The organism is bacterium (assembly GCA_009926305.1).
GTDB lineage: Bacteria > Bdellovibrionota_C > UBA2361 > UBA2361 > RFPC01 > RFPC01.
Genome location: RFPC01000014.1, coordinates 32,633 through 44,280, shown reverse-complemented (window position 1 = coordinate 44,280; position 11,648 = coordinate 32,633). Strand labels below are relative to the sequence as shown.

General features: G+C 46.9%; 13 protein-coding genes. 1 reads left to right on the top strand and 12 read right to left on the bottom strand.

All coding sequences use genetic code 11. From position 1 onward, the window contains the following. Positions 1–2: 2 nt before the first annotated feature. From EBR25_04170 to EBR25_04130, 9 genes are all read right to left on the bottom strand, one after another. Positions 3–2,561 (bottom strand): ABC transporter permease, encoded by a 2,559-nt coding sequence (locus tag EBR25_04170; GenBank protein NBW40185.1) that lies wholly within the window; start codon positions 2,559–2,561, stop codon positions 3–5. Further along, positions 2,558–3,244, bottom strand: coding sequence for an ABC transporter ATP-binding protein (locus EBR25_04165; GenBank protein NBW40184.1), 687 nt, complete (start codon positions 3,242–3,244; stop codon positions 2,558–2,560). The genes EBR25_04170 and EBR25_04165 overlap by 4 nt, the downstream gene beginning before the upstream one ends. Then, a complete protein-coding gene (locus EBR25_04160; protein NBW40183.1) occupies positions 3,241–3,738 on the bottom strand; it encodes a DUF1499 domain-containing protein in 498 nt (165 codons plus the stop codon). Before EBR25_04160 ends, EBR25_04165 begins: the two co-directional genes overlap by 4 nt. Beyond that, a complete protein-coding gene (locus EBR25_04155; protein ID NBW40182.1) occupies positions 3,689–3,901 on the bottom strand; it encodes a DUF2256 domain-containing protein in 213 nt (70 codons plus the stop codon). The genes EBR25_04160 and EBR25_04155 overlap by 50 nt, the downstream gene beginning before the upstream one ends. Further along, positions 3,885–4,448: a DUF3833 family protein gene (locus EBR25_04150; protein ID NBW40181.1), complete on the bottom strand. Its 564-nt coding sequence runs from the start codon at positions 4,446–4,448 to the stop codon at positions 3,885–3,887. Before EBR25_04150 ends, EBR25_04155 begins: the two co-directional genes overlap by 17 nt. Before the next feature lie 12 nt (positions 4,449–4,460). After that, a complete protein-coding gene (locus EBR25_04145; GenBank protein ID NBW40180.1) occupies positions 4,461–5,189 on the bottom strand; it encodes an SDR family oxidoreductase in 729 nt (242 codons plus the stop codon). 194 nt (positions 5,190–5,383) lie between these two features. Continuing rightward, positions 5,384–5,926 carry a hypothetical protein gene (locus EBR25_04140; GenBank protein ID NBW40179.1) on the bottom strand — a complete coding sequence of 181 codons (543 nt, stop codon included), beginning with the start codon at positions 5,924–5,926 and terminating at the stop codon, positions 5,384–5,386. Between the two features lie 124 nt (positions 5,927–6,050). Next, positions 6,051–6,824, bottom strand: coding sequence for a hypothetical protein (locus EBR25_04135; protein ID NBW40178.1), 774 nt, complete (start codon positions 6,822–6,824; stop codon positions 6,051–6,053). 160 nt (positions 6,825–6,984) lie between these two features. Further along, on the bottom strand, positions 6,985–7,413 hold the full coding sequence (locus tag EBR25_04130; protein NBW40177.1) for a hypothetical protein: 429 nt from the start codon (positions 7,411–7,413) through the stop codon (positions 6,985–6,987). Positions 7,414–8,105: 692 nt separating this feature from the next. Between EBR25_04130 and EBR25_04125 the strand changes: the two genes are divergently transcribed. Beyond that, positions 8,106–9,053 (top strand): hypothetical protein, encoded by a 948-nt coding sequence (locus EBR25_04125; protein ID NBW40176.1) that lies wholly within the window; start codon positions 8,106–8,108, stop codon positions 9,051–9,053. Between the two features lie 109 nt (positions 9,054–9,162). Here the strand turns inward: EBR25_04125 and EBR25_04120 are convergent, their stop codons facing one another. From EBR25_04120 to EBR25_04110, 3 genes are all read right to left on the bottom strand, one after another. Beyond that, the gene (locus EBR25_04120) at positions 9,163–9,984 is read right to left on the bottom strand and encodes an OmpA family protein (GenBank protein NBW40175.1); all 822 of its coding nucleotides are present in this window, start codon (positions 9,982–9,984) and stop codon (positions 9,163–9,165) included. A gap of 124 nt (positions 9,985–10,108) precedes the next feature. Next, a complete protein-coding gene (locus tag EBR25_04115) occupies positions 10,109–10,927 on the bottom strand; it encodes a YmdB family metallophosphoesterase (GenBank protein ID NBW40174.1) in 819 nt (272 codons plus the stop codon). Positions 10,928–10,934: 7 nt separating this feature from the next. Then, positions 10,935–11,552: a 5-formyltetrahydrofolate cyclo-ligase gene (locus tag EBR25_04110; protein NBW40173.1), complete on the bottom strand. Its 618-nt coding sequence runs from the start codon at positions 11,550–11,552 to the stop codon at positions 10,935–10,937. Positions 11,553–11,648: the final 96 nt, after the last annotated feature.

Sequence of the window (11,648 nt, the reverse complement as noted above, 5' to 3'; positions counted from 1 at the left end):
ACCTACTCATAACGTAATACCTCCACTGGAATTTCTCGCAAGGTATAGTGGGCGACAATTGAGGGAACGATAACCGCCATCAACAGAACCGTGAAAAAGAACGCGCCCAACAGACTCCATGGAAATAGAAATACTACAGTCCATCCAAAGAATACTACATTCACCCGATACACAAGAAGTAACGACAGGCATAAACCAAAGAAAATTCCAAGAATCGCTGCTGCTGCCACGACACCCACAGACTCTCGTATGAGAAGTTGTCGTAAAAATGAGTACGGTGATCCAATACTGCGTAAGGTTAACTGCTCACTCTTTGCATCCAGTACAGATGTTACTAAGAGTAAAACCAGAAAAAGCGAAGCGATAGCGGTGGTAATCAATTGTAATACATAAGTAATTGTAAATGTTCCGTCAAAGATCTTCAAAGCAGTCTGTCGCAGCCCTTCTCGATCAGTAACCTGAAAGAGTTCGGGGAAATGTTCTTCTATCAACTCTTTCACATCCTGAGGCTCACTTCCCTCACGCAGAAAAACCGAAATGCCCGTAAATATACCAGAATCTCCGAATACTTCCTCGTATCGATTCTGATCCAAAAGGATAGCTCCGAGATCTGATGAAAAATCTTGAATGACACCTACAATTTCAAAAATATGCTCCTCTCCATCGCCCGCAACAAAAAGACTATCTCCTACACGTAACTTCAGTTTTCGAGAAAAGCTTTCTGACACGACAGCACCCTTGCCAGAAATGAAATCACTCCACTGAACTTGCTTCTCACCCAAGACCACGAGCGTATTCATACGTTGCGCTAACGGAGCATCAATACTCCGAATAAAAATTTGCTCGCCCTTATACACATAACTCAGCTGACGTCCTGATTGCACCCCCTCGGTATCTTGACTCTCATGCATCATCCTCACTGCTCTCTGGAGTTTCTCCGGCGTAGTATGCGGCCCCTCTTGGGGGGTAAGAAAAAGATCGGCTGAAAGTACCGTCTCTAACCATCCATTAAAGGTAACTCGAAAACTTGAGACCATCGTAGAGACACCAATCAATAAACCAAAGGTTACTGATAGCGCTCCGACAGCAAGCGCAGAGTCTCCCAATCTCATTCTGATATTTTGCATAGCAATCTGGGTACTGGGACTCAACTTGTCTGAAATCGGATCGAGAATTGAGAAGAACACAATGAGGAGAATCGGTGCTATAAGTAAAATACTGGCACTCAGTGCTGTAGGAGAAAGGAATGGCATCAACAGGGCACCTCGCATAAACAACTCGCTTGATGTGCCGTATGCCACAAGTGCAAGAAGAACAGCTCCACATCCTGCAACAAACGGATGTATGAGAAGCCTCTGACGCAGATGCTCACGTGAAAAATATGAGAGGGGTGCCTTTCGTCGAATCATAATCGCGGGGAAGGCTCCTGAAATGATACCAATCAACGCTCCAATAGCAGCACCTTCGAACAATGGGCCAATGTCGGGAGTGATACCTTCAGAGAAAAGTGGCATATACAAGGTCTGTATTGTACCTCGCACAGCACTCACGGTGTACTGACCAAGAAGATAACCACCAACCCCTCCCAAAAGCCCACCAGCCACGCCAAGCCAAAGTGCTTCCACAAGCACGAGCCGAGAAAGTGCTGACGGAGACGCTCCAATTGAAACAAATGTTGCCATATCGCGGCGACGCCTGAGGAGCAACAAGCTCACGATCTGAAATCCGAACAATATGGCTACAAACAAAGAAAGAGCCGATAGAAATACGAGATTAATCCGAAGCGCTTCACTCGTTTGAGCAAGATGTTGCGAACGAAGCGCAGGAGTCGTTAAGAATGTACTGCCTGGAAGTATCGACTCCACCTGATTTTTTACCTGTTCGTCAGAACGTTCTGCCGAAAGATAGAGATTTATCCCTGTGAGCCGTCCAGGTGTTCCAAGGAGGGTATCAACAAGGGAGAGATCTCCAATCGCTATTTTTTCACCATATACATCATAGATATGAGAGCCTGCCTCAAGAAGTGAAACAGACAGCCTATGGGTGTCGCCCGGCTTTCCTAAAAACGTAGACGACTGCTCCTCAATAAAACCCTCTAAGGCTGGAGCAAGATAAATCCGCCCATATTGAAGTATAGAAAAGTCAAATACATTTCCTGCTTCTCTCTCAGAACCCCCAAGACCTCCAACAAATTCACCAATACGACTATGGAGAAGATCTATTCCCAGCAATGTAATTTGCTCTACGCGTTCTCCATTTGCTATCCAAACCTGTCCGAGACGAAACGGAAAAATATCTTCAACCCCTTCAACGGCACGAATCCTTGGAATAACAAGATTCGCTTGAAAGGTTTCACTTCTCGGAACAATCTGAAAAGCACTCGTTCCACTCAGAAAATCAACAGTCTGTTGAAATTCCTTCAAGACCGCTTGATTTGCTAACCGAATCGATACAAAGAGCGAAACCGCTAGAGCAATAGCGCAGAGCCCGAGCACAGTAAAAATTCGCTCTCGTACGAATACACCGAATGAGTATCGAACAAGAAGAGAGGAGAACCTCACTGCAACACTCCATGAGCACTCATTTCGAGCACTCTATCAGCATCCGCTGAAAATCCCCGATCATGGGAGACCATAATCAGTGTAGTTCCTGTCTCACGCACAATCTCCTGAAACAATTCGCCAACTCGTTGAGAATTCTCCTCATCAAGATTGCCCGTGGGTTCATCCGCTAGAATAAGAGTTGGACTCAAAAGAAGTGCTCTGGCAATGGCTGTACGCTGTGCCTCACCACCAGAAACCTGATGTGGGCGCCGGTCAAGGATCGTTCCTACACCCATAAAATGAACAAGATACTCCATCCGTTCTCGTACTTTCCTCCTCGATATCCCAGCGATATCCGCTGGTAGGAGAATATTTTGAGCCAGAGTAAGATGACTAATAAGATTAAAAAACTGAAAAACTATCCCAATCTGATGAAGGCGAATGTGCGCTAACTCCTCAATCCCCTTCCCCTCATAAGACTCACCATTGAGCACTATAGAACCCGACTCATAACTCTCAAGCCCCGCTATACAGTGAAGAAGACTACTTTTTCCCAGACCACTCTTCCCAGTAATAAGAGTAAATGTTCCCCGCATCACCTCTAAGAACAAACCGTTCAGCACTGGCTCTTCTCTGCCGGGATACCCCTTCGTCAGATCACGAACGGTTACAATAGGAGCCTGGCCATCACCTCCTCTCACGATCTCTCATCCTCCTGGGGCACAAGTCGATTATTCTGCTGAAGCCTCTTTTCAATTTCTCTAAACAAACTCGTAATTCTCCTCGCATTGACTCCTAAGTCGCTTTTTCCAATTCGCGACCGCGAACGCATATGTACGATAGCCTCATTCTCTCCATCGAGCGATCGCACCTGAAGCACTATATCATCACGAAATCGGAACAGCCGAGAGACAGCAACTGCCGTAAGCTGAAGATTATCCACATCAACCCTTACATCACACCAACTCGTTTCATCTTTGACCACAGTAATAATAACCTCTAAGAGTTCTGTTGGAGATACCTGAAATATACGGGGCCTCACGAGCGGATATTTTTTTCGTTGAATGTCACCAAACCGCTCTGGATACGGCACCTGTTGGCCATGACGGTAGAGGGGAAGCGGATCGAAGGGGTCCGTCGTAATATCATTGATCGGAGGGTAGCATCCTGTCAGCATTAAGGAGGTCATCAGCATCACTATCCCCTTTCCTATCACCGCTCCGATTATTTCTACACGCTGCACTACAGTACTTCACCTGCTCCCAGACTCGTGCCCATTTCTTTCTCCACACGAAGGGTCGCTCGCAGACAGGGCATATCTTCGTTGGAAAATCGCGCTTCTTACGATTTCCCGCCATCTTCACCCTTATGAATACTCTTTCGGAACGTCAGAAACACCTCTCCTACAGACAAGCCAAATTTTGTAGCATACGCTCTGTTCAGGACAACTCCGTTTTCTTGAAGAAACATCCAGTCATCGAAGGAGAGATGCCATATATCTCCTCCTATTTCCTCTTTTAATACGTATTTCCAGTTCAACACATTTCCGTATGACTCAATCGTTCCATCTCCATCAAATGCCTCTGACTTGACGGTATAGTGATGGTCATCCTTCTTTTGAATACGGTACTCCCGTTGCAAACGCCTTCCATCACTGTACCTGAGGTCTTCCGCTAAAATGAGAAGGTCTCCCTCCTGTCTCCCATCAAGAGTGAGTACAAACGATTTCCGCATCTTTCCAAAGCGATCAAAGAATACTCCGTGTGCCTCACCCCGCCCCAAAAAGTACTCCTCAGGCAAGAACCGTGGAGAATAGTTGGCAAACTGTGATGCCTTCATTTGAGAACACCCCGAAAAGCCAAGTATTCCCACAATTAAAATAAGTATCTGTTTTAATCGACTCATATTTCCCTTCCTCTATCCTTTCAAGTTCGAAAGGCCTCCATCGATATGTAGAATATGCCCACTCACCCACGTTTGCTCAGGTGATAGCAGCCATACAACACCACTTGCAATATCCTGAGGAGTACCGAGACGCCCAATAGGATGAAGCTTTTGGGAATACTCCCGACTCGCCTGAGAACTTGTGATGCGCTCTGTAAGTGGAGTTTCAACCAACCCTGGAGCAACCGCATTTACTCTGATACCTCGTGCAGCATAGCTGGCAGCGGCGCTCCGCACCATCGCCTCAATTCCTCCTTTCGCAGCCGCAATTGCTTCATGATTTGCAAGACCGATAGAAGCCGCTGCTGATGAGAAAAACACGAATGAGCCCCCAGAGTCCCTGAGCGCCCTCACCCCATAATGCAAAACTGAAAAAGCAGAAGTCAGATTGACCTCAAGCACCTTAGAGAATTCACTCGGTGACGTAAGATGCGCTGGTTTCAGTAATACGCTTCCGACGGCATACACAACCCCATTTAATGCTCCAAGAGATGTTGCCGCCTCCTCATACGCAGCGCCAACCGATTCAACAGAGCTCATATCGAACACACCATAAGGACTATCCAGTTCCTTCGAAAGCACCTCTAGCTTTTCCTGGTTGCGTCCACACAAGAAAACTTGATTGCCCCTTGCAACTAATTGCCGGGCCACTTCACTACCAATCCCTCCAGTTGCTCCGAAAACGAGTGTCCTCTCTGCCATATAATCTTCCTATAGATACAGTCCTACTCACTACTTCCAACAGTAGTCGAGCAAAGCTCGGAAAACATACCGAAAGATCATTTATTTCGCTATTGACCCTTCCGAGTTGCAGATACGCTTCACTGAACAAAAATATAACTGAGCAATAATACAGGACTGGTGATACACCGTAATGCCTATATCTCCGAGATCGACTATCTCTTCTTAGAATTTCGTCTATCCGCTCGCTTTTGATAGCCGCGAAGGGCTCTGAGCGCATCGTTTAATTCCTCAGGGCTTACTGAATCGGGCGAACGCACTCCGGCTGGAGTAAAACGGAAATTTGGGTTTGTCGCTCCATCACTGCTCGGAGATTCTTGCGCATCTCCTTCTTGCGCATCTCCTGTGAGAGTGATTTCGCGAATAGCCCGCTTGGCATCCAAGTGATTGTCCTCCTTGGACTCTTCAGACGTCAGGGCTACCCACGGGCGATGATTGCTAGAGGATTGACTTGTAAGAAAATCAACAAGGGGAGAAAAAGAAAAGGTTCTCTTGAGCGCCTGCTTATTATTTTCTGGGATGAGATTCAATGCGAGACTCACTGCACGCTGAATTCTCTCGCTTACATGACCTGGAAACGGACGAACGGAAGAAGTATGTCGTCCTTCCTCTTCAATCTCAAACATGAGAGCACTGTCTATCTTTACTTCTCCCACATCCTGCTCCTGAGCGTGCTTATCCTTTTTTTCGTCTGCCAATTTCAAATCCAGAGTTCAAACTCGTACTGAGAGTTTTGCCAGCTTCCACATAAAAATCAAGCGAATCGGAGTAGGAAATTTCTCTTTCTATTCGGAGATTCTTTCATGATCCAATCCCACCTCTTTACTGCACCGGAGTCACTCCACATAGCGCAAAGACGAGAGCATACGAGAGGAATCCCCACGCTCCCCCAACCACCACCTGACTAAGGGTATGTCGATCGAGATACAGCCGAGTCCAACTTACCAACAACAGTAAAAATAAAGAAAGAAGCCACATCGACCACGGGAGAAACTGGAGTGAGACATAGAAAAGACATCCAACTCCACCGCTGTGGACACTCGCTTTCCATCCTCGCTTCATCGTAACGAGAGTTAATACGAACATGAGAGCCGTTGCTAAAATATGTGCAAGAACGAAAACAGAGAACAGCGCTGGGGCCTCAACGGTAGCGAGAACTGGAAGCAAACAAATGGCACCTCCACACGCGAGAAGGAATCCAACAGTTCGCTCACCAGAGGTATTCAGGTCAAGGCTCTTAATGAAACCAAAACCCCTCAATATGAGCAGCGCGAGCAGCGGAATACATCCACCAACAAGCCCAACAAGGTATGCGACATCAAAAGGATTGAAGACGTGGCCAACTCGGTTGGTTTTCATTAAGAGCTTTTGGACCACCTCTTCTCCACCCTCAAATACCTCTGAGGTTGATACAAAGGAGAGGTCCATTATTGAAAAGGGAGTGGAAAATCCCACGGTTACCGCAACAGCAACTACCAGTGCCGTAAGGAAAAAAGTAAACGGAGGAGCGCCAAGATTCGTGAGAATACGGGCGAGAACCCGTGTCCCTCGCTCGTCTATACTGAACTCCTTATGAACTCCCTCAACAACGGTCACGCTATACCCTCAATACAAATGCCCCGATTACCATAAAAGAGTACATGATTCGCGGAGTTAAACCAAATAATCGCCATCAATCTGCTATTGTAAATAAATTCAGAGATTTGCACAGAAGGAGGCCTCTGTGTTTCTTCTTCTCCGGATAGCAACTGATCACTCAGTCGGCTGAGCTCTCTCTAGAGACTAAGGTCGCGACGGCAATTGAATCAACGAACCGATCTAACCCCTCAAGAACCCGTACCTGGTACTGGAACTCACTCTCAGCGTTTTTTTGAGTAGGAAAACAAACCTCATAAAGTTCCGTGCTGTTTTGAGCTTCGGCTTGCACACCCTCTGTTCCGACATTCCACTCTACAGTAATACCGTCGTTCTCTCCCGAGATGAGTCGAACGAGCGTCCCGTGCTCGAACTGGTATGTTAGGCTTTTTGCTTCACCGACTACGCCAACAAGAGCATCAAGCAGCACACGCTGGGAGGCTTCAACTACCTTCACCTGCTCCTCTTCCTCTGTCCCGGTCCTCTCCATCCATCGTAAGAAGGTACTTGTAATGGACTCTTTCTTTCGTTTTCTCTTTAACCTGACCATGCTGATGCAGCTCCATTGAAATACCTCTCTAAGGTATTGAATTTAAGATAGGCATCCACTTGTCTCACCACCGATAACCAAGGTTATAAACTTTTTCTGAAGCAGGTAGCATAGTTTTCCCGATAAGGGAGATTAAAAAAGATATTCTTCGGATTCTCAGCTAGTTATCCCAATTAATTTATCGCTCTACAATAAACCGCCATTTTATGCGCCAAACCCTTTAGCAAACTCGCCTATCCCCCGATGGCACACAAGTGGTTGGGAATGCTTGAAGAGGCAGGCGAAATGCCATTTTCTACCTCAAGCGGAGTAACCTGACCCAAGGGATAGTAAGAGTGATGTTTAAGCAGTTTTTCTTCATTTGTATCGGTATTTTTCTTACCCTTGAGACCGCGAAGTGGCCGGGTCTTGAGCATCAGATGGCGTCACTCACCCTGCTGGCATTCGCTTACGCGTTTCTTGCCGACTCAAAGGCATCAAAGAAAAAGGGCTCTTCCTGAGGGAAGCGGGACTCTAACCTATCGGTCTGACTACAAACAGCAGACCCTTTCCACACTCAAACTGGTGATTCTCGGGTATCAATGAGGACCCCTTTCCCCCACGGGGACTCTTTATCCATCTTTTGGCTTAGAGGTTGGTCAGATAAAACATCTGTTGTAAGCTCGTGGCAAAGAGCGACAAGGAGAGCGGAAATGGGATTCACAAACTTTATATCTGAAGCGGAAGCGATGCATGTGTGTGGAGTCTCAGCCAAGACACTCGCTCGGTTCGCAGAAGCAGGATATCTCTCAATTGAAAAAGAGTCTGACGGTCTAAAACTCTATTCTACCAATGAGCTTGAAAAGGTGTTCGGAAAAAGCCCAATGACCAAGCGTGTTTTCCGTAAAGAGGCTTCGGGGCTGCGCGAATCCGTTACCGTATCTTCAACACCGAACTCTGCGGGCTCTTCTGAACTGGACGTCTCGGCACAAAGTGAGAGTGAGACCTTATCTCGCAATGAATCCGTAACAGGATTAAGTGCTCTTACTAATAGTTCAGACTCTCAGCTTTCTTCAAATGATTCTGAGAGTGTTCAACAATGCGCCCCCACTCCCGATACCACAACGGAGCAGCGGATGAACTTGAGCGCAACTCCTCAGCCTTCGGCCGAGAGCGTTAATACGGCTGCAGATCCAAATAGCCAGGAGGTGTCATCTCCTATTGATACAAAGACTCGAATAATACCACCGATTCCCTCGTCGCCATCTCAACATGAGGAGTCACCTCCTTTAAGAGAAACAAATGAAGAAGTTCTCACTATAGATGAGAGAGAAGAACTCATACATCTGCGGGCAGACAATATCGTTCTCCAACGGGTAAATGAAGTGAATGAAAAGATCATCGAGCTACGAGAAGAACGGATTCAAGAGGTAACGAAAGAACGAGACTGGTTGCGAGAGCGTGTTGAGAAGCTGGAGCAAAAAGCTGAACGAGACCAAATTCTTCTCATGTCAGAAACGCAACTCCTCAGACAAGTGATGGAGCAACATGCCATGCAACGCTCCCCAATGAGAAAAGCCCTTGAATGGATTGGCCTGGTCGAACCACCAAAATCTCCATTCCAATCCGGAAAGGATCGAGTGGTACTCGGTGATCAGTAGCCATAATGGGACCTGTCAACATCAAGCAAGACGCTCAAGTATAAAAAATACCCGCCGCTCATCGTCTTGGAGCGGGAAAAGATTATAAGAGTCAGACAACAATTATGGCTTAAGGCTGTACTGAGGGTGTCGCTTCGTCAACGTGCACTTCAACACGTCTGTTGACTGCTCGAGCCCAGTCCGACTCTCCAGCTACCAACGGTTGAGATTTTCCAAAGGTAACTGTTGAAACTCGCTCTGGCGAAACGCCTAGGGCAATGAGCTCTTCCCTTAAAGACTCTGCTCGCCGAGAGCCGAGGTTTTCGTTGTACTCCTCAGTCCCAATGAAATCAGTGTGGCCTTCGAGCACTACATGTACATCACTCTCATCTTCTAAGAGGTCTGCTATTTGACGAGCTCTGCCCTTGCCCAGCTCTGTGAGCTCACTCTTATCAAAATCAAAGTTTACATTAGGGAAAAATACTTGCCTGATGGGCTCATCCACTACCGGTTCTGCAATGGCCATCTCAACTGCCTCCGGAGTGATAGAATCGTAGTTATACGGCATAACACTACGGCAGTCAGGAGAGGAGTGGTCCGAAGAGAAACATTCAGGTTGTCGATAATCGAACGGGTCTCTATACCCCATGACGCTCCTATGGGTCTCGCTCGAAGAAGCAAGATAACTGAGCGGTCGAAAAACAAGCTCACGGGCCACCCACCCAATTGGATGAAAAATGTAGGAGAGAACTCGAAGTGGATGCGACTCAGAATCTCGATAATGTGGAGCCACATGATACGTTGAAAGCCCGTTATCCCGAGGCAGCTGATCTTGCGCGCTCGCCTCAAAGCACAGTCCTGTACAGATTACGACCAATAACGAAAAAACTATGGAACGAAAAAGCATCTTCTTCATTTGAACAAACCTCTGATAAACAGACATGACCTTCATCAAGAAATTACCATACTCTAAGATAGATGAGCTATCGAAGAGTTTGTTTGCAAAGAGAAAAATAACCTTGTTTGAATAGCTTGGTTCTGGCGATGCAGAATCATCAGCAAGCTCTTGAGTTTATTCATAAAGCTACTGAAACATTCTCATCATCATCTTGTAGCGCAGATGTAACCCGCTGAATACCGCATGGCTGCAATGTTCTCGAATCAAGCTCTACGAGAACTGCATTGAACTCAAGCCCCCCCTTTGCTGGTCGGTAACTCGACGGCAAACCGGTTAGAAATCGATCAATGGCAGTTTGAGCATCCATCCCAATGACACCAGCATGAGAGCCCGTCATTCCCACATCGGTAATTGCAGCTGTACCACGAGAAAGGATGCGAGCATCAGCAGTAGGAACATGGGTATGCGTACCAAAGACCATGGTAAGACGACCATCGAAGTGTCGAGTAAACGCTATCTTCTCAGAGGTAGCCTCAGCATGAAAATCAACAATTCGAACCGGCACATCCGTAAAGTGATTCTTAATTACACTCTCGACATACTGGAACGGACAATCAAGTGCTCCCGACATAAATGTTCTACCGAGCACATTGATTACCCCAACACGAACTCCATTGATTTCCCGAATAATCCAACCACGAACCGCCGCCTCTCCAATAGGATAATTTCCAGGGCAAATACACGAATACTCCGCTCCTTTTAACAAAGTCGCAACTTCACTACGACGCCACGTATGATCTCCGAGCGTGACAACATCTGCACCTGCCTTTACTAACTCTTGGTAACACTTTAGGTCAATTCCAGAGCCTCCCGCTGAGTTCTCTCCATTAACCACCACGAAGTCAACTTCATACTCCGTTCGCACCTTTGATAAGGTTTTTTGAAGCACCTCCCTTCCGGGTCGCGCAACAACATCCCCCACACAGAGAATTTTCATACTTCTCTTACTCCTCTACCGCTTCAGCACACACAATCAATTCTTGTTCGGTGCACAAAAAATCCATCGCTACATCATGATGGGCCGGATGCAGCGTTGCTACCGTCTGCAATTCCCAACAAACCCCCACAACAGCCGAGCTTCGCATCTCAGACTTCCCAAGAAACCTATCGTAATATCCCTTACCTCGCCCCAGTCGGTTACCAACTCTATCGAATGCAAGTCCTGGAACAAGTACAATCGTCCGCGATGCATCTTGCTCAGCACTATACAAGTCGCCAGCTTCAAAGCACGGCTCAGGTATTCCAAATCCTCCTGGTTCAACCTCCCGCGTCCAATCTCGTCCAATTGATACGAAATCCATTGAAAAATCTGGGTTCGAGCGGGGCAGGTAAAAGCTGCGCTCATCGCCTAACTCACTGATCAGCAGCGAAAGGTCCACCTCTCCTGGAAAGAATGATGTCCAGGCTAAAATATGAGAATAGCCACGAAACTGTTTGGAACTGAGAATTGAGACAAGCCTCTCAGAAGTTTGTTTACTGGCTGCCCGAATCCATCGACCGTCTAAATTTGAGAGAAGACGCTTCATATCTGAACGAATCTCTTGATGGGATTGCTGGCTCATTTCTCTCCTCCTGAACTCTTGGCGATAACACCCCAATCATTCTCATGATCTTAAGGATAAGCGGTTTTGACGAAGATTTCCACTAGGGGCCATAGC

What these genes read in the sequence shown, in the direction of transcription:
- EBR25_04110 (NBW40173.1), bottom strand. Translation starts at nt 11,552, where the DNA reads ATGAGCCAGCAATCCCATCAAGAGATTCGTTCAGATATGAAGCGTCTT.
- EBR25_04130 (NBW40177.1), bottom strand. Translation starts at nt 7,413, where the DNA reads ATGGTCAGGTTAAAGAGAAAACGAAAGAAAGAGTCCATTACAAGTACC.
- EBR25_04155 (NBW40182.1), bottom strand. Translation starts at nt 3,901, where the DNA reads ATGGCGGGAAATCGTAAGAAGCGCGATTTTCCAACGAAGATATGCCCT.
- EBR25_04150 (NBW40181.1), bottom strand. Translation starts at nt 4,448, where the DNA reads ATGAGTCGATTAAAACAGATACTTATTTTAATTGTGGGAATACTTGGC.
- EBR25_04125 (NBW40176.1), top strand. Translation starts at nt 8,106, where the DNA reads ATGGGATTCACAAACTTTATATCTGAAGCGGAAGCGATGCATGTGTGT.
- EBR25_04160 (NBW40183.1), bottom strand. Translation starts at nt 3,738, where the DNA reads ATGCTGATGACCTCCTTAATGCTGACAGGATGCTACCCTCCGATCAAT.
- EBR25_04120 (NBW40175.1), bottom strand. Translation starts at nt 9,984, where the DNA reads ATGAAGGTCATGTCTGTTTATCAGAGGTTTGTTCAAATGAAGAAGATG.
- EBR25_04115 (NBW40174.1), bottom strand. Translation starts at nt 10,927, where the DNA reads ATGAAAATTCTCTGTGTGGGGGATGTTGTTGCGCGACCCGGAAGGGAG.
- EBR25_04145 (NBW40180.1), bottom strand. Translation starts at nt 5,189, where the DNA reads ATGGCAGAGAGGACACTCGTTTTCGGAGCAACTGGAGGGATTGGTAGT.